Raw genomic sequence first — 17073 nt, 5'->3', positions numbered from 1 at the left:
AACCAAACAAGTGGATAACCATGGGTCGAGTCGTGGCATCGGCGGTGTACAGCGCCGGCAGAAAAGTCACCAACATCAGCATCGACGAGGGCAGCGAGTGGGCACGCAAGCCCGGGCATTTCGTCTGGATCGGCCTGGAAGAGCCCAATGCCGAGGAACTGGCCAACCTGCAGTGCCAGTTCAACCTGCACGAACTGGCCATCGAGGACGCGCTGGAGAAACACAGCCGGCCCAAGCTCGAAACCTTCGGCGACGCGCTGTTCATCGTCACCTATTCGCCCGTGCGTCATGAGGGCAAGCTGGAGTTCATCGAAACCCACATCTTCGCCGGCAACGGCTACGTCATCACCTGCCGCAACGGCCACTCCAAATCCTATGCCCTGGTGCGCCAACGCTGCGAGGCGCGCCCCTTGCTGTTGGAGCACGGCGAAGATTTCGTGCTTTACGCACTGCTGGACTTCGTCACCGAAAACTACCAACCGGTCAGCGAAGCCATCCATGGCGAGATCGAAGAGCTGGAGCAGAGTGTGCTCACCGGCTCATTGCTCGAAGACGACATCCGCCGCCTGCACAGCCTGCGCCGCGACATCCTGCGCCTGCGCCGCTATGTGGCGCCCATGGTGGAGGTGAGCGAGGAACTGCAGCGCCTGAGCTTCCCGTTCATCGACAAGAACATGCGCCCCTACTTTCGCGACGTGCAGATCCACGTGACGCGGCAGATGGAAGATTTGGTCGGGATCCGCGACATCGCCAGCCAGACCATCGAGATTGGCATGCTGCTGGAGTCACGGCGGCAAAGCATCGTGCAGCGCAAATTCGCAGCGTGGGCGGCGATTCTGGCATTCCCCACGGCGATTGCCGGGATCTACGGGATGAACTTCCAGAACATGCCGGAGCTTGGCTGGCATTACGGGTATTTTGCGGTGCTGGGGGTGATCGGGCTGGGATGCGCCGGGCTGTTCGCCAGCTTCAAGCGCTCCGGCTGGCTGTAGCGTGTCGGGGCTGCGTTCGCAGCCCCTGTGCATCAGGCAGCGCTGTCGCTGGCCTTGGTTGGCTGCTGGATGAAGCGCATCATCCACTCACCGACCAGGTCGCCCTGGTGTTCAGTGGCCAGGCTAGCCACCGCCTTGTGGTAAACCTCATCCCCCAGGTATTCCTGACGCGCATCGAGCAAGGCCCGCGAATAGTCGTGGACGAACTCTGGGTGCCCCTGGAAGCACAGCACCTGATCGCGGATGTGATACGCCGCGTTCGGGCAGAAATCGCTGGAGGCGATTACCGTAGCGCCTTCAGGCAGTTCGGTGACCTGGTCCTGGTGGCTGATCAGCAAGGTCAGCTCAGACACCTCAGGGTCCATCCACGGCGCATGTGCCGCCAGCGAATAGCGGTGGATGCCCACGCCCCAGCCCTTGTCAGCCCGCTCGGCCTTGCCACCCAGGGTCAACGCCAGCAGCTGATGGCCGAAGCACACACCCAGCAGCTTTTCGCCGCGCTGGTACAGCTTGAGCAGATACGCCTTGAGGGTCTGGATCCATGGATCTGAACCGAACGAGTCCGCCTTGCTGCCTGTCACAAGGTAGGCATCGAAACGTTCGTCGTCGGCGGGGTAGTCGCCGTTCATCACGTTGTACACACGAAACTCGGCTGCAATCGGCTGCCGCGAGAAGAGCTGCTCGAACATCCTGCCGTAGCCCTGGTACTGCGCGGTCAACTCCGGTCGCAGGACATCGGTCTCAAGGATGCAGATGCGTAACGACATAGGGATAGTCCTGAACGACATGGGTGGGAATCAGCTGTAGAGACTGCCGTGAAAGGCACGTACAAGCAAGTAGGCTGCACTGACGAACGGTCACATTTTGTCGGATAGGCGCCGGGTATTGCGCCCCTGTCTAGCCAGAGCGTGTCAGAGGGCTGGCTTTTTGCCTCATGCCATCGGGCAATCAGTATGCAAGGTCGATAGAACAAAGGGTTCTTAAACATGGATGACGTTCACCCTACTGTTGGTTGTATATCGATTCAAAGAGGTCAGTGGTAAAGCGTGCAGGCACGCTGCGGTGATCGACCCGAAACGCGACAGGGAAGCCAACGGGTATTCAGGAATAACAACAAGAAGGCGGTCCGCCATGTTCAGACAATCGAAAATTCGCCAAGCTGGGCTCATCTTATTCGCCACGACGTTGCTGTTGATCTTGCCGAACCTGACACGTTTGTTCGGATGACGATGGCTGTGGCCTCAAGGGGCAACGCACAGGTAACCTGCCGGCCATGACGGTCGGAGCCTCCCTATGCGCCTGTTTTTTGCCCTGCTAGCCCTTTTTCTCAGCTTGCCGCTGCAGGCGGCACAATTGCACCTGGAACTCGATGGCGCATCGCGCACTCTGGACAGCGCCGAGTTGCTGCGCATGCCGCAAGCACGCGACATAAACATCGAACAGGACGTGTCCTACAAACGGCCCATGCGTTACCGCGCTGTGCCGCTGGCCACGCTGTTGCAAGGGATCCAGGCAGATGATCACCTGCAAGCCGTGGCGCTGGACGGTTTCGCGGCCGAAATGCCGGCCGCGCCGTTGCTGCAGAAGGGCCCGGCACGCGCCTGGCTGGCCATCGAGGACCCCGCCGCGCCGTGGCCGGCACTGGGCAAGGGCAAACCCAGCGCCGGGCCGTTCTACCTGGTGTGGACCGCACCACAGGCAAGCGGCATCCGCCCTGAGCAATGGCCATTCCAGATTGCCACGATCCGCCGCCTGGCGACGGTGGAGCAACGCTTCCCGGCACTGCTGCCTGACCCGAAGTTGCCGGCCGAAGACCCGGTGCGCCAGGGCTTTGCCCTGTTTCAGCAAAACTGCCTGGCCTGCCATCGGCTCAATGGTGCGGGGGATGCCCAGTTCGGCCCGGACCTGAACGTGCCGCATAACCCGACCGAGTATTTCCAGCCGGGGTTCCTGCGCCAGTACATTCGCGACCCGCAAAGCTTGAGGCAGTGGCCCCAGGCGCGGATGCCGGGGTTTGCCGAAAGTGTGTTGAGTGAAAAGGAACTGGATGCCCTGCTGGCTTACCTGGGGCATATGGCCAAGCGCAGGCCTTGAAGGCCAATCGCCGGCAGGCCGGCGACTGGGTCGGGCTGCAAACGCAGCCCGGTGGGTTTCAGGCTATTGGCCGTTCTTGCTTGACGCCCCACCCCTCGACCTCGCCGCCGTAGGGTGACACGACCTGCTCGAAGGCCTCTTCGAAGTCGCCGATACCGCCATAGGTGGCATACATGATCTTGCTCAATTCCAGGTGCCACACACCATCATCCCGTTCTCGCACCTGAGCATTGAGCGACTCACCACGAAACTGCCCGGCCGCGCGTCGCGCGCCGGCTTCATCTGGAAATACCGCGTAGAACTCGATGGGGTGGATACGGCTGAAGTCGAAACCGCCAGCTTTCATCTGACGCAGGACATTGCTGCTGATATCGTCGTTCTGGCTGCTCATGAATCGTCCTCCTGAATAAAGCAATGGATAGACTTTCCGTGCACTACGCACCTGCCGGCATTGCCGTGCAGTTCGAGCTGATGCAAGACGCGAATTGACAGGTGCAGCCCCGCAGAACAGGCCAACACCTCCCACTAGCGTAGTGCCTGGTGCGGCACCACGCCAACCGTGCGGGTCAGGAAGACTCCTGGATACGGGTGATGACCACGCCGTTCTGCTCCTTGAGCCAACGTGCGGTGGGGGATGGGGCACGGTCCTGGAAGTCGTTGAGGTCCAGCTCATCCATGACCGGGAAAAGATGCGAACGTATGGCACGTGCGGCCTCTTCCTCGCTGGGGCACTGTTCGCCGTGCATCAGCAATGTGGTTGGCTCGCCTTTCTGGTCGGCAAAGATGACTTCCCACTCTTTCATTGAATAGCCCTCTCAAGCAGAGAACATCGGGGGTGACGCCTGTTAATGCTTGACCATGGGCCGGGGGAATTGTTCAGTCATTTGCAGCCAGTGGTGGCCGCAGCCTGGCGAACCGGCAATGCAGATGCAGCGGTGCATGGCACCGGCTTCGCCGGTGATCGCCGGCAAGCCGGCTCCCACAGGGATCTGCGCCAGCTTTGGAAGTTGAGTAAGGCAGGTGCTTTCACGGGTAAAGCGCAGGCCTGAAGGACTGCGCGGTCGCGCCAGCTTTTGGAAGGTGAGCTAGACAGTTGCTTTCACAGGTGAAGCGCAGACCTGAAGGACTGCGCGGTCGCGCCAGCTTTTGGAAGGTGAGCTAGACAGTTGCTTTCACAGGTGAAGCGCAGACCTGAAGGACTGCGCGGTCGTGGTGGGAGCCGGCTTGCCGGCGATGGGGCCGCAGAGCGGCCCCTTGGCAGGTTACTTCGGTGTGCCGTGCACCACACCGGCCGTGTTGTCGAGCAAGCTCTTGGTCGCGGTCTGGATATACGCTTCGAGCTGCTTGAGCATCTGCGGCTGGTCCGGGCTTTCGATCAGCTCGGCCTTGAACTCGCTGCCCAGCTGGTAGCGGTACAGGCGCGGTGTCATGTCCTTGGACTCGATCAGGATGCGGTCACCCTGCACCAGGCCAACGATCTGCTCACTGCCCGACGGCTTGATCATGCCAATGCCCTGGTCGCCCTCAGGCAGGTTGAGCAGGTCGCGGCCCCAGCACTGGTGCCGTGCCTTGCCACCCAGGCGGCCCATGATGGTCGGCACGATGTCGACCTGGGTGCCCACGGTGTGGTTGACCGCACCGAACTTCTCCTGGATACCCGGCGCGATCAGCAGCAGCGGCACGTTGAAGCGGCCCAGGTCCAGCTCGGTGACCTGCTGGTGGTTGCCGAAACCATGGTCGCCAACGATGACGAACAAGGTGTCCTTGAAGTACGGCTCTTTGCGCGCCTTCTCGAAGAACTGGCCCAGCGCCCAGTCGGAGTAGCGCATGGCAGTCAGGTGCTCGTCCAGGCGGCCCTGGCCTGTGACCTTCTCCACCGGCAGGTCCTTGGGCAAGGCATACGGCGTGTGGTTGGACAGCGTCTGCAGCAGCGCGTAGATCGGCTTGCTGCCATCACGCTTGGCCAGTTCTTCGTGGCCCCGGTCGAACATGTCCTGGTCGGAAACGCCCCAGGTCGGGTCGGAGAACACCGGGTCGACGAAGTCGTTGCGGCCGATGAAGGTGGTCATGCCCTGGTTGCCAAAGAAACCGGACTGGTTGTCCCAGGCGAAATCACCGTTGTAGACGTACACATCGTCGTAGTCACGAGCGCTCAGCAGCGCCGGCAGGCCCGACAGCTTGTGCCCGCCTTCCGGGGTCTGCATCAGGTACTCGAAGCCCGGCAGGTTGGGGAAGCAGGCCATGGTCGCGAACATGCCCTGGTGGGTATGGGTACCGTTGGAGAAGAAGCGGTCGAACAACACCCCCTCCTTGGCCAGCTTGTCGAAGTACGGGGTGATGTTGTTCGGGCTGCCCAGCGCGCCTACCGAATGGCCGGCGAAGCTCTCCATGAGGATCACCACCACGTTCTTGACCGGCAAGGTGCCTTCGGCCGGCGGCACGAAGTCCCGGCGCACGGGAGCCTCGTCGGTATCGACAAGCGTGTCGTAGGGGGTCAGCAGCTGTTCACGTACCGTCTGCGTAGCCAGGTCCTGCTCGAGCACCGGCTTCCAGATGTTGGCACGGTCTTCACCGAAGCGGCTCTTGGCAGCGTCGATCAGGGTCAGGGTACCGTTGAGGCCCAGCTGGTTGACGAAGTTGGAGTCGGTAGTGAAGGCATCGCCCCAGCGCATCGGCGGGCCCTGGCGCAGGGTGCCACGGGCGGCAACCACTGCCACCAGCAGGATGACCATGAACACGGCCAGGCGGTGATACCAAGGTGCAACACTGCGCTGCAGCGCAACACCATCACCACCGACACCACGGGTCAGGCGGTCGATACCCTTGAACACCAGGCTCAGCAGCCAGGTGCCGAACAGCCAGGCCAGCAGGTAGCGGACCACCGGGAAACCGTACCAGAGCATGCTCATGACGGTTTTCGGGTCTTCCTGGATGTACTGGAAGACCAGGCCGTTGAGGCGCTGGTGGAATTCGCGGTAGAAGTCCAGCTCCATCAGGCCGAGGAACATCACCACGCTCGCGGAGATGGTCAGCCAGAGGCGGAACAGGCCACGCCGGGCCATGGCCCATGGGCTCAGGGTTGCCAGCAGCAACGGGATGCTCAGGTACACCACCACGCGCAGGTCGAAGCGCAAACCGTTGAAGAAGCCTTCGGCAACGGTGGAGTAAGGGGTGTCGCCGATCATGTCACTGTTGTAGACCAGCAGCGCCAGGCGTACCAGGCTGAGCATCAGCATGATCACCAGGGCACACAACAGCGTATAGGCCAAGTGCGATTTCAAGGTCGGCGAAAAGGCTCGCGCGCCCTGTTGGTTCAAGGCATCCGTGTTAGCCATGAATGGAGAGATCCTAGGATTGCGTGTTTGCGGGATGGCGCCGGTGCTAGACCAACGCAGCATTGTGCGGGTGCGGATTCTCTTTAAACCAATGTGAAAATTTTGTCACGAGGCTGTTGCTGGTTTTGTCTGCGCCAGCAAAATGCCCCTATCCAAGGCGGACACTGCCCCTGGGACCGGCAATGGCCCAGATCACCAGGCCGATCACCGGCAGCAAGGCGATCAGCAGGATCCACAGCAGTTTGACCCCCAGCCTGGTGCCGCTCTTGATCACATTGAGGATTGCCCAGATATCCAGCGCCAGAATGATCAGGCCAACCAGCCCGTTGAACGTCGAACCCATGGCAAAAACTCCTTTGTAACGTCACTGTGGCCGAGCATAGTCAGCTATCACGTCGATAGAAGGGAATCCTTGGCCTGCCGTGCCTGTCACTGGATAGACTGCAAGCATTCACAGATTCGAGGTTCGCATGCCCCCAGCACAGACCCAAACCCCCGCCTCGCACTCCTTGTTGAGCGCCTGGCGCCAGCAGGCAGCCAACACGCCGTGGCTCAGCGCGGGCCTGGGCGTGAGCTTGCTGGCGATCATCGTGCTGCTGGCGGCGAGTTTCTGGAACGCCGTCAACGGCGAACATGCCGACAACCTGCACCTGGCGCTGCTCGGCGGGCTGTCCGGCTTCGGTGCCACGGCGCTGGGCGCTGTACTGGCCGTGGTGCTGCGCGATGTCAGCGCACGCAGCCAGGACGTGATGCTCGGCTTTGCGGCGGGCATGATGCTGGCCGCCAGTTCGTTCTCATTGATTTTGCCGGGGCTCGAGGCTGCCCGCGAAATTACCGGCAACGGCCCGGCCGCTGCCTTTACCGTGGTGCTGGGCATGGGCCTGGGTGTGCTGCTGATGCTCGGGCTCGACCGCTTCACTCCACACGAACACGAAAGCACAGGCCCCTGCGGGCCCCAGGCTGAGCGCGTCAGCCGGGTGTGGTTATTCGTGCTGGCGATCACCCTGCACAACCTGCCCGAGGGCATGGCCATTGGCGTGAGCTTCACCAATGGCGACATGACGGTCGGCCTGCCACTGACCAGCGCCATTGCCATTCAGGACATCCCCGAGGGCCTGGCCGTGGCGCTTGCCTTGCGCGCGACCGGGTTGTCCAACTTCAAGGCCGCGCTGGTGGCGATTGGCTCGGGCCTGATGGAGCCCTTGGGCGCGGTGATCGGGCTGGGGATCTCCACTGGTTTCGCCCTCGCCTACCCCATCAGCATGGGGCTGGCGGCAGGGGCGATGCTGTTCGTGGTGTCTCACGAGGTGATACCCGAGACTCACCGCAATGGGCATCAGACGGCGGCCACGCTGGGGGTGATGGGCGGGTTTGCGGTGATGATGTTTCTGGATACTGCGCTGGGTTGAACAGCGCAGGATGGCACCGGCTTCGCCGGTGATCGCCGGCAAGCCGGCTCCCACATGGATTTGCGCTGGTTTTCAGGAATTGGGCAAGACGGTTGCATCCACAGGTGAAGCGCAGGCCTCAAGAACTGCGCGGTCGTGGTGGGAGCCGGCTTGCCGGCGATAGGGCCGGTGGCCACACCCCTGAACAATTGGTCAGGACGGTTGCATCCACAGGTGAAGCGCTGGCCGTAAGAACTGCGCGGTCGTGGTGGGAGCCGGCTTGCCGGCGATAGGGCCGGTGGCCACAGCCCTGAACGTCAGACGTGAACAGCGACCTTCAACGCCTCCAAGGCAGGCTCTACCTTGATCCCCAGCTCAGCCCCCAGTTCCAGCACCCGCGCCAGGTCGTTCTGGCCAACCATCACCACCTGCAGCTCATCATCGAGCAACTGGCTGAAGTTGAGCAGCACATAACCACCAGCCTCTTTGTTCAACGCGGCCATCTGCACCTGGATGCGATTGAGCGCCGTCAACGGCTCGGTACGCGCAAGCTGCTTGGGCTTGAGGGTGAACGGTACGCTCTTGTCGAACGAACAGCAGATGTGCTGGAACAGCTCCTGATAGCTGTCGGCCTGGAACACCACGGTGTCCGGCAGGCTGCCGAGCACTACCCACTCGCCCAGCGGGATCGGGAAGCTGTCGTCGTAGTTGATGTCCGGGTTGGCGGCGAGGAAGGCAGCGGGGTCGGCGTAGGCCTGCGCGGCCTCGTCGGCGATGCGCTCGATGTCTTCATCGCGCATGCAGCCGGCGCCGATCAGGCTGATGAATTCGAGCAACTGGTTTTTCATGAAGGGGGCCTGCGACGGGTGAAAAGTCGCCAAGGATAGCCGCAAACGCCCCCAGGCCGTTAGCCGGCTAGCGCCTGCAAGCGCGCAGCGGTGTCGACTGCGCCCATGGTATTCGCCGCCATCAGCGCAGTGGCACCGCGCGCATCCTGGCGTGCCGGGTCGGCCCCCTGGGCCAGCAGGTGGTCAAGAATCTCTACACGGTTGAACATCGCCGCCAGCATCAGCGCGGTACGCCCATCCTGCGCAGCGGCGTCGACCGGCACGCCGTGGTCCAGCAAAAGCTGGATCATGGCCAGGTCACCCTTGAACGCAGCACCCGCGATCGGAAGCTGGCCGTTGTCGTTGGCAACCAGCGGGTCGGCGCCATGGCTCAGCAAAACACGAACCGCATCATGGTGGCCATGGTAGCTGGCCAACATCAGCAGCGTGTCGCCTTTATGGTTGCGCAGATTGGCCGGCAAGCCACTGGCCAGAAGACGCTCGAGCATCTCGGCATCCCCCTGGCGGGCACGCTCGAAGACCTGCTCGGCGAACGCTGCGGTCTCGTCATCGGTCATGGCGGCGGGTGCTTGTTGTTCAGACATCTGGAACCTCCTGGCAGAAAAGATTGCCCAAGTGTTTGTCAGGCAAGCCAAGCAGGTCAAAGGTTCAGAATCTATAGCGTCGATAGGCATCGACCACCTCGTGCAAAATGCACTGTGCAAAATGCACGACCATGCAGCCTGCACGGAACCGCCTCTCGGTAGATTACCCTAAGCCGCTGAAAATAAAGGATTTTTACGAAGCACGAGGTTTGGCACGGTCACTGCAATTATCAACTCACGTCTGCCCACACATCAGTCAGGAGTTGATATGGACCTCATTCAGGAAAAGTTCGTCTCGGTGTTCTCGGCCTACCAGGTCACCACCCAGCCTCGCCCCGATGGCGGCATCCTGCTGACGCTGCGCGCCACTGATGGCCGGGTTACCCGTCGCGTGCTGACCTACGGGCAACTGCACAGCGCCGAACAGCTGTCCTGGGCGATCAGCGCCATCCGCCGCGACCTGGCCGAGCAAGCCAGTGAATTGCCGGTGATTTCGATGCTGCAAAGCCAGCAGCGTTTCGCGCTGCCGACCTATCGTTGAGTTTTGTCTGCACCGGCCGCTCGCGGGTAAACCTGCGCCCTCAGAAACTGCATTGCCCATAGGGATGGCGGGGTTTCTGTAGGCACAGGCTTGCCCACGAGGGGCCGGAGCGGACACTAGAACTCGTCGATGCCTGCGTAGGCCCGCGCTGTTTCATCCCCGGTAAAGCGTGGCTGCAAGCCCTGCTCACTGGTGTACAAACGCAGTGCCAGGCAAAACGGATTGTCCCCCAGCTCCACCCAGCGCCGGCTCCCTGCCGGGATCACCAACTGGTCGCCTTTCTCACACACCAGCGCATACACATAGTCACCCAGGCGCAGCCCGATTTGGGCGCGGCCTGTAATCACGGCAAACACTTCGTCCACGTCATGCACATGCTCATCGCGCAAGTCGACCTGCGCCGGGTCGGCACCGTCGCGGTTGAGCACACTGAAGGCTGTGCAGCCTTGGGCAGTCATCAGCCGGTCAAGGTGTTCGCGGCAGGTGCTCATCACCTCTTCCTCGCTGCTGCCTGGCCGAATGCGCAGCGCCAGCGCAGCGTGGTCAAAACGCACGCCCTGCTCTGCCAACGTTGCGGCAATGTCGTCGTGGTGGGTCAATACCTTGTTCGGCAAGGCCGGGCTGGACGGGTGGAATACACAGAGGATGCTCATCAGCGTCAGGTCCTGGTCGATTTCGAACGAGTGGCAATGATAACGGCTGCCGCAAGCGCTGCGGCGCTGGCCATACCAAAGGTGAACGTGGGGCCCAGCAGCTTCCAGCTGTAGCCCGAATACAATGCCCCCAGCGCACCGCCGGTGCCCGACAGCGCCGCATACAATGCCTGGCCCTGGCCTTGCTGACGGGCACCGAAGCTGGCCTGGACGAACGCGATGGAGGCGGCATGGAAGCAGCCGAACGTGGCCGCGTGCAGCACCTGGGCGAAAACCAACACACCCGGCTCGCCCGCCAGGTTACCCAGCAGCAGCCAGCGCAGGGCGGCCAACAGGAAGCTGGCCAGCAGCACTTGCTGCACACTGAAGCGCGTGAAGATGCGGCTCATGGCCATGAAGACAAGTACTTCAGCGACCACTCCCAGCGCCCAGAGCAGGCCGATGGCACTGCGGCTGTAGCCCAGGTGCTCCAGGTGCAACGTGAGGAAGGTGTAGTAAGGCCCATGGCTGAGCTGCATCAATGCCACGCAGAGGTAGAAGGCAACCACCCCAGGCGCCCGCAACTGGCGCAGAAAGCCGCCCGCGCCGCGCCGCTCGCCCTGCTCCACCGGCTGGGCATTGGGCACCCACAGGCTGGCCGCGACGATGCCCGCCATGATGGTCACCAGGGCGACCGGGTAGATATCGAGGCTCAGCCATTCGAACAACCGCCCAAGCCCGACCACGGTGAGGATGAAACCGATCGAACCCCACAGGCGCACCTGGCTGTAGCGCGCCGTCTGCCCGTGCAGATGGGCCAGGGTGATCACCTCGAACTGCGGCAGCACCGCATGCCAGAAGAACGCGTGCAGGGCCATGACCATCGCCAGCCAGGCGTAGCTTTTGCCGAAGAAGATCAGTGCAAAGGTGGCCAGGGTACACAGCGCGCCGAGGCGCACGATCAGCAGCCGCTGGCCGCTGCGATCACCCAACCAGCCCCACAGGTTGGGCGCGACGCAGCGCATCAGCATAGGGATGGCCACCAGCTCGCCGATACGCGCCGGGGGGAAGCCGAGGTGGTCGAAGTACAGGGCCAGGAATGGGGCTGTCGAACCCAGCAGAGCGAAGTAGAAGAGGTAGAAGCTGGACAGGCGCCAGTAGGGGATTGCAGTCATCAGGGCTCAGCCAGAAAGGGATATTGCCTGTACCGACCCTATCGCCGGCAAGCCGGCTCCCACTGGGGCAGCACGTGAAATCAGAGCTGGCCCCGCTGGACATTGCGGGGCAGCTGTCTTGCTCAACACCTAAAAGCTGGCGCGATCCCGGTGGGAGCCGGCTTGCCGGCGATGGGGCCGGTACTGTCGAATCAGAGCTGGCGCAGAACCGGAGTAGCGACCTTCACTTCGGCATTCTGCGCCCGGTGACGCAGCAGGTGATCCATCAGCACGATGGCCATCATCGCCTCGGCGATCGGCGTTGCGCGAATGCCAACGCACGGGTCATGACGGCCTTTGGTGACGACATCGACCGGGTTGCCGTCCACGTCGATCGAGCGGCCCGGCACGGTGATGCTGGAGGTCGGCTTGAGCGCCAGGTGGGCGACGATCGGCTGGCCCGAGCTGATACCGCCCAGAATCCCCCCCGCATTATTGCTGAGGAAGCCTTCAGGGGTCAGCTCGTCGCGGTGCTCGGTGCCGCGCTGGGCGATGCTGGCGAAGCCGGCACCGATTTCAACGCCCTTCACCGCGTTGATGCTCATCAGCGCATGGGCCAGCTCCGCGTCCAGGCGATCGAAAATCGGCTCACCCAAGCCCGGCATCACGCCCTCGGCCACCACGGTGATTTTCGCCCCGACCGAGTCCTGGTCGCGGCGCAGCTGGTCCATGTAAGCCTCCAGCTCTGGCACCTTGTCCGGGTCGGGGCTGAAGAAGGCGTTGTCCTGCACCGAATCCCAGGTCTTGAAGGGGATTTCGATCGGCCCCAACTGGCTCATGTAGCCGCGCACCTGAATGCCCTGGGTGGCCAGGTACTTCTTGGCGATGGCACCGGCCGCCACGCGCATGGCAGTTTCACGGGCCGAGCTGCGGCCACCGCCGCGGTAGTCGCGCAGGCCATACTTGTGGTGGTAGGTGTAGTCGGCGTGGGCCGGGCGGAACAGGTCCTTGATCGTCGAGTAGTCCTTGGACTTCTGATCGGTGTTGCGGATCAGCAGGCCGATCGAGCAACCGGTGGTACGGCCCTCGAACACGCCGGAGAGGATCTCCACTTCGTCCGGTTCCTGGCGCTGGGTGGTGTGCCGGCTGGTACCGGGCTTGCGCCGGTCGAGGTCGTGCTGCAGGTCGGCGAGGGAGAGTTCCAGGCCCGGAGGGCAGCCATCGACAATGGCGACCAACGCCGGGCCATGGCTTTCGCCAGCGGTGGTGACAGTGAACAGCTTGCCGTAGGTATTGCCGGACATGGACGCTCCGCGAGTCTGCCTGAAATTGACGAGAGCAGCAGTATACAGATGGAACGCCGCTCTGTGAGCGCCCTGTCACCGGCTGCCGGCGAGAAGCGATCATCGCCCTGCCATCTGCCGAACCTTCCCACGAACATTGGGTCAAACGCCACATCTCCCCATGTAGTACCGCATGATGCCGCGCTTCGTCGCCCTGTTCCTCCTGCTGTGCACCGGCCTTGCCCAGGCAGCCTCACCCACCGTCCTGCAACGCCCTATCGACCTGGACACAGGCCAGGGCGTGCTGCATGGCAGCCTGCTGTTGCCGCAGCAGGCCACACCACCCCCTGTGGTACTGATCATCGCCGGCTCCGGCCCCACCGACCGCGACGGCAACAACCCGGCCTCGGGGCGTATCGACAACCTCAAGCGCCTGGCGCTGCTGCTGGCCAATGAGCACATTGCCAGCGTGCGCTACGACAAGCGCGGCGTGGCCGCCAGCCTGCCGGCCACCCCCGATGAGCGCAACCTCAGTGTCGAGCGTTACGTTGCCGACGTGGTGGCCTGGAGCCGCAAGCTCAAGGCTGACCCGCGCTTCGGCCCGCTGATACTGGTCGGCCACAGCGAAGGCGCACTGATCGCCAGCCTGGCCGCCGAGCAGGCCGGCGCCAGCGCGGTAATCACCCTGGCCGGCAGCGGCCGGCCCATTGCCGATGTGCTGCGCGAGCAACTGGCGCAGCGCATGCCACCCGCGCAACTGGCCCGCACCAGCGCCCTGCTCGACCGCCTGCAGGCCGGGCAGACCAGCCTGGATGTACCCGCGCCCCTGCGTCAGGTTTTCCGCCCCAGCGTGCAGCCCTACCTGATCTCACTGTTCCGCCAGGACCCGGCCAAGGCCTTCGCCCGCCTGCCGATGCCGGCGCTGATCATCCAGGGCCGCAACGACGTGCAGGTCGATGTGGCCGATGCCGAACGCCTGAAGGCGGCCAAACCCGATGCCCAGCTGGTACTGATCGACGGCATGAACCACATGCTGCGCATCAGCCCCAAAGCCATGAGCGAACAGCGCGACAGCTACCTGAACCCTGAACTGCCGCTGGCCCGTGAGCTGGGTGAGCGGGTGGTGACCTTCATTCATCAGTTGCCCTCAGCCTGAGGAGATCGCTGCACAATGGCCTCAGGTCCTGGGCGATACGGCCGATAAGCTCGGTATTGGCTTGCATGTGAGAACGCCCTGATGACCGACGCCCCCGCCGCCGTAGAGCCGGCCGAAGAGCCGCAAGCCCCGGACAGCCCCGTGCTGCCCTGGGCTGACCTGGCAGTAGAACACTTTCAGCTGCTGCGCCTGGCGCCGCTGCCCACCGACCGCAACAGCGGCGCTCGGCCGCTGCGTTTCGTCGAGTTCGGCCACGCCGAGCGCCACGACAAGGCGCACAGCCTGCTGCGCATGGAAATCCACCTGCCCGGGCAGAAGGTGCGCAAGGAGCAGAACCAACTGGATGTGCGGGTCGACCACCTCGAGCGGCGGGTGAGCATCGGCAGCGACAGCGGCCTGCAGCTGGAGCCACTGAACCGCGGCCTGGGGCGCTTCATGCTGGCCCAGGCGGTGCAGTGGTTGCAGCGCAAGTGGCCGCACTACCACATTGAAGGCATGGCGCTGCCGAACAAGGACGCGCTGAACGAGGACACGCGCCTGCGCCGCGACCGCTTCCTGACCGCGACCGGCCTTGAGGTCGAGTACACCGACGGGCAGCACCTCAAAGGCCGCACGGTGGAGGCCACGGTGGGCCAGCTCAAGGGCGGCTGGAACAGTGAGAAAGTGCAACGGGTGACCATGCTCGAAGCGGCCGGGATGCTGCAGCAGGCCGAGCAGAACCTTTTGGAAAAGGAAGCGCAACTGCGCGAGCGCGATGAGCGGGTGGCCAAGTACCGCCGCGAGGATAGCGGGCTGCGCTTTACCATTACCTGCCTGGTGGCGTTCGCGGTGTTCCAGGCAGGGTTGCTGATCTGGATTGCCACCCGCTAGCGCGGGCGGGTACATGCCACGGGTGTTGCAGCGGTCGAGACCGTGCAACCTGGGCATGCTCCTATCCCGTCAAGCCCCGATCAGAGGCGGGCCTTGAACAGTTCCTGATGCTGCCGGCACTGCTCTGCCGTCAGCATGAACACCCCATGCCCACCGCGCTCGAAGTCCAGCCAGGCGAAGTCGACCTCCGGGTACAGTTGCTCGACATGCACCTGGCTATTGCCCACCTCGACAATCAGCAGGCCCTTCTCAGTCAGGTGTTCGGCCGCCTCGGCCAGCATGCGCCGCACCAGGTCCAGGCCATCGTTGCCGCAGGCCAGGCCCATCTTCGGCTCGTGGTGATACTCAGCCGGCATGTCGCCGAAGTCCTCGGCATCGACATACGGCGGGTTGGACAGGATCAGGTCGAAGCGCTGCCCAGGCAGGCCCGCAAAGCCGTCGCCCTGCACCGTGTACACACGCTCGTCCAGGCCGTGGCGCTCGATGTTCTGGTTGGCCACTTCAAGCGCTTCGAAGGACAGGTCGGCCAACACCACCTCGGCCTCGGGGAACACCTCGGCCGCCACGATACCGATGCAACCCGAGCCGGTGCACAGGTCGAGAATGCGCGCAGGCTCGCTGGCCAGCCACGGCTCGAAGCGATTTTCGATCAGCTCGCCGATCGGCGAACGCGGTACCAGCACACGCTCGTCCACGATGAATGACATACCGCAGAACCACGCCTCACCCAACAGGTATGCCGTGGGTACACGGTCTTCGATACGGCGCTTGAGCAGGTGCTGCAGGCGTACACGCTCGTCGTCCTCAAGCTGGCAATCCAGGTAGCTGTCGGCGATTTCCCACGGCAGGTGCACGGCGCCCAGCACCAGCAGGCGGGCTTCATCCCAGGCGTTGTCGGCACCATGGCCGAAAAACAGCTCGTGCTCGTGGAAGCGGCTGACTGCCCAGCGGATATGGTCGCGCAAGGTGCGCAGACGAGATGTGATCACGGGGTACTCCTATTGATATCTGGACAAAAGTCTAACAGCCCGCACCGCACAAATGTTCCTGCGGATCGCCCAGTGGGTAGCCACAGGCCAGTAACTGCGCAGATTTGGTTGTCAACCATTCCCATTGGCGCCAAGGCAAGGGAGAATAGCGATACAAAAGCCCTTCCAAGGAGCCCTTGATGTCCGTTCCAACCACGATGTTCCGCCTCACTGGTCGCGATTACCCGCCGGCCAAGCTGAGCCAAGCCAGCCTGATCGTCATCGATGCGCAAAAAGAGTACCTCAGTGGTCCGCTCGCGCTGTCGGGCATGGACGAGGCCGTGGCCAACATCGCCAGGTTGCTCGACGCCGCCCGCAAGGCTGGCCGTCCGATCATCCACGTCCGCCACCTCGGTACCGTCGGCGGCCGCTTCGACCCACAAGGCCCTGCCGGTGAATTCATCCCGGGGCTGGAGCCACGCGACGGTGAAATAATCATCGAAAAGCGCATGCCAAATGCCTTCAAGAACACCAAGCTGCACGAAACCCTGCAGGAGCTGGGGCACCTGGACCTGATCGTCTGCGGCTTCATGAGCCATTCCAGCGTCAGCACCACCGTACGCCGGGCCAAGGACTATGGTTATCGTTGCACCCTGGTGCAAGACGCTTCGGCGACCCGCGACCTGGCCTTGAAAGACCGCGTGATTCCCGCTGCGCAGATTCACGAGTGCGAAATGGCCGTCATGGCCGACAACTTCGCCTGCGTCGCCCCCACCGCCAGCCTGATCTGAGCCTGGCGAGCTGACCACCGCCCGGCAGCCGGGCGGAACCAGGGGGCCGGTTGCGGGTCGAATTCCGGATATCCACAGAGGAAATCGGAATGAAACTCAAAGGCAGTTTCGACGCCAAACGCCTGCGCCAGCGCCAACCAAGCAACTGGGGCGCCCGCCTGGCCGCCGGCCTGTCGGCGCTGCTAGCCACCTTCGGTGTGCTGCTGGCCATGGCCGGCATCGCTGGGCTGCTGGGTAATTACCCAGCCTTTGCCGAGCTCAATGCCAACCGCCCGCTTTCGATTACCCTGAGCGTGGCCGGGCTGTTGCTGCTGTACCTGGGCGTGCGCTTCTGGCGGCGCAGCCGCATTCGCCTGCGCCGCGGGCGGGAGCTGAACATGTCGCCGCACCTGATGAAAAAGCACGACTGAACGCTTAGCCCAAGCGCCCCTGCCCTG

Annotated in this window: 19 protein-coding genes; 8 read left to right on the top strand and 11 right to left on the bottom strand. The window is 63.2% G+C overall.

The features are described 5' to 3' along the window. The first annotated feature begins 20 nt into the window (after positions 1 to 20). Positions 21 to 992: a magnesium and cobalt transport protein CorA gene (locus OSW16_RS07450; protein WP_267821958.1), complete on the top strand. Its 972-nt coding sequence runs from the start codon at positions 21 to 23 to the stop codon at positions 990 to 992. Between the two features lie 32 nt (positions 993 to 1024). On the opposite strand, the gene OSW16_RS07445 is transcribed toward OSW16_RS07450, so the two are convergent. Next, complete coding sequence (locus OSW16_RS07445; protein ID WP_241802969.1) at positions 1025 to 1759, bottom strand: amidotransferase; 735 nt, start codon at positions 1757 to 1759, stop codon at positions 1025 to 1027. 526 nt (positions 1760 to 2285) lie between these two features. On the opposite strand from OSW16_RS07445, the gene OSW16_RS07440 reads away from it, so the two are divergent. Further along, positions 2286 to 3086, top strand: a complete 801-nt coding sequence (locus OSW16_RS07440; RefSeq protein ID WP_267821956.1) for a cytochrome c — start codon at positions 2286 to 2288, stop codon at positions 3084 to 3086. Positions 3087 to 3144: 58 nt separating this feature from the next. Here OSW16_RS07440 and OSW16_RS07435 read toward each other — a convergent pair whose 3' ends face one another. The 4 genes from OSW16_RS07435 to OSW16_RS07420 all read right to left on the bottom strand — a co-directional run bounded on the left by OSW16_RS07435 (position 3145) and on the right by OSW16_RS07420 (position 6764). After that, complete coding sequence (locus OSW16_RS07435) at positions 3145 to 3477, bottom strand: ribonuclease E inhibitor RraB (protein ID WP_241802967.1); 333 nt, start codon at positions 3475 to 3477, stop codon at positions 3145 to 3147. A gap of 175 nt (positions 3478 to 3652) precedes the next feature. Further along, entirely contained in the window at positions 3653 to 3889 is a 237-nt protein-coding gene (locus OSW16_RS07430) for a hypothetical protein (protein ID WP_241802966.1), read from the bottom strand. 459 nt (positions 3890 to 4348) lie between these two features. Then, on the bottom strand, positions 4349 to 6421 hold the full coding sequence (locus tag OSW16_RS07425; RefSeq protein ID WP_267821953.1) for an LTA synthase family protein: 2073 nt from the start codon (positions 6419 to 6421) through the stop codon (positions 4349 to 4351). Positions 6422 to 6569: 148 nt separating this feature from the next. Further along, positions 6570 to 6764, bottom strand: coding sequence for a PLDc N-terminal domain-containing protein (locus OSW16_RS07420; RefSeq protein WP_267821952.1), 195 nt, complete (start codon positions 6762 to 6764; stop codon positions 6570 to 6572). A gap of 127 nt (positions 6765 to 6891) precedes the next feature. On the opposite strand from OSW16_RS07420, the gene OSW16_RS07415 reads away from it, so the two are divergent. Beyond that, the gene (locus OSW16_RS07415) at positions 6892 to 7830 is read left to right on the top strand and encodes a ZIP family metal transporter (protein WP_267821950.1); all 939 of its coding nucleotides are present in this window, start codon (positions 6892 to 6894) and stop codon (positions 7828 to 7830) included. 296 nt (positions 7831 to 8126) lie between these two features. Here OSW16_RS07415 and OSW16_RS07410 read toward each other — a convergent pair whose 3' ends face one another. Both OSW16_RS07410 and OSW16_RS07405 read right to left on the bottom strand, forming a co-directional pair. Then, complete coding sequence (locus tag OSW16_RS07410) at positions 8127 to 8657, bottom strand: hypothetical protein (protein WP_267821948.1); 531 nt, start codon at positions 8655 to 8657, stop codon at positions 8127 to 8129. 59 nt (positions 8658 to 8716) lie between these two features. Then, positions 8717 to 9241: an ankyrin repeat domain-containing protein gene (locus OSW16_RS07405; protein ID WP_267821946.1), complete on the bottom strand. Its 525-nt coding sequence runs from the start codon at positions 9239 to 9241 to the stop codon at positions 8717 to 8719. A 268-nt stretch (positions 9242 to 9509) separates the two neighbouring features. On the opposite strand from OSW16_RS07405, the gene OSW16_RS07400 reads away from it, so the two are divergent. Next, positions 9510 to 9782, top strand: a complete 273-nt coding sequence (locus OSW16_RS07400) for a DUF3509 domain-containing protein (protein ID WP_012313353.1) — start codon at positions 9510 to 9512, stop codon at positions 9780 to 9782. 116 nt (positions 9783 to 9898) lie between these two features. On the opposite strand, the gene OSW16_RS07395 is transcribed toward OSW16_RS07400, so the two are convergent. From OSW16_RS07395 to aroC, 3 genes are all read right to left on the bottom strand, one after another. Then, positions 9899 to 10435, bottom strand: a complete 537-nt coding sequence (locus OSW16_RS07395) for an oxidase (protein WP_241802960.1) — start codon at positions 10433 to 10435, stop codon at positions 9899 to 9901. Positions 10436 to 10440: 5 nt separating this feature from the next. Beyond that, complete coding sequence (locus OSW16_RS07390) at positions 10441 to 11592, bottom strand: MFS transporter (protein ID WP_241803395.1); 1152 nt, start codon at positions 11590 to 11592, stop codon at positions 10441 to 10443. A gap of 188 nt (positions 11593 to 11780) precedes the next feature. Beyond that, complete coding sequence (gene aroC / locus OSW16_RS07385) at positions 11781 to 12872, bottom strand: chorismate synthase (RefSeq protein WP_241802959.1); 1092 nt, start codon at positions 12870 to 12872, stop codon at positions 11781 to 11783. A 172-nt stretch (positions 12873 to 13044) separates the two neighbouring features. Between aroC and OSW16_RS07380 the strand changes: the two genes are divergently transcribed. Next, on the top strand, positions 13045 to 14007 hold the full coding sequence (locus tag OSW16_RS07380; RefSeq protein WP_267821943.1) for an alpha/beta hydrolase: 963 nt from the start codon (positions 13045 to 13047) through the stop codon (positions 14005 to 14007). An 81-nt stretch (positions 14008 to 14088) separates the two neighbouring features. Continuing rightward, positions 14089 to 14877, top strand: coding sequence for a hypothetical protein (locus OSW16_RS07375; protein ID WP_267821941.1), 789 nt, complete (start codon positions 14089 to 14091; stop codon positions 14875 to 14877). An 80-nt stretch (positions 14878 to 14957) separates the two neighbouring features. On the opposite strand, the gene prmB is transcribed toward OSW16_RS07375, so the two are convergent. Next, on the bottom strand, positions 14958 to 15866 hold the full coding sequence (gene prmB / locus OSW16_RS07370; RefSeq protein ID WP_241802956.1) for a 50S ribosomal protein L3 N(5)-glutamine methyltransferase: 909 nt from the start codon (positions 15864 to 15866) through the stop codon (positions 14958 to 14960). Positions 15867 to 16045: 179 nt separating this feature from the next. Between prmB and OSW16_RS07365 the strand changes: the two genes are divergently transcribed. Both OSW16_RS07365 and OSW16_RS07360 read left to right on the top strand, forming a co-directional pair. Then, the gene (locus OSW16_RS07365; protein WP_012313346.1) at positions 16046 to 16636 is read left to right on the top strand and encodes a cysteine hydrolase family protein; all 591 of its coding nucleotides are present in this window, start codon (positions 16046 to 16048) and stop codon (positions 16634 to 16636) included. A gap of 89 nt (positions 16637 to 16725) precedes the next feature. Continuing rightward, the gene (locus OSW16_RS07360; RefSeq protein WP_241802955.1) at positions 16726 to 17046 is read left to right on the top strand and encodes a hypothetical protein; all 321 of its coding nucleotides are present in this window, start codon (positions 16726 to 16728) and stop codon (positions 17044 to 17046) included. The last annotated feature ends 27 nt before the right edge of the window (positions 17047 to 17073 follow it).

The organism is Pseudomonas putida (assembly GCF_026625125.1).
Lineage (GTDB): Bacteria > Pseudomonadota > Gammaproteobacteria > Pseudomonadales > Pseudomonadaceae > Aquipseudomonas > Aquipseudomonas putida_X.
This window is presented reverse-complemented; position numbering and strand designations above follow the sequence as displayed.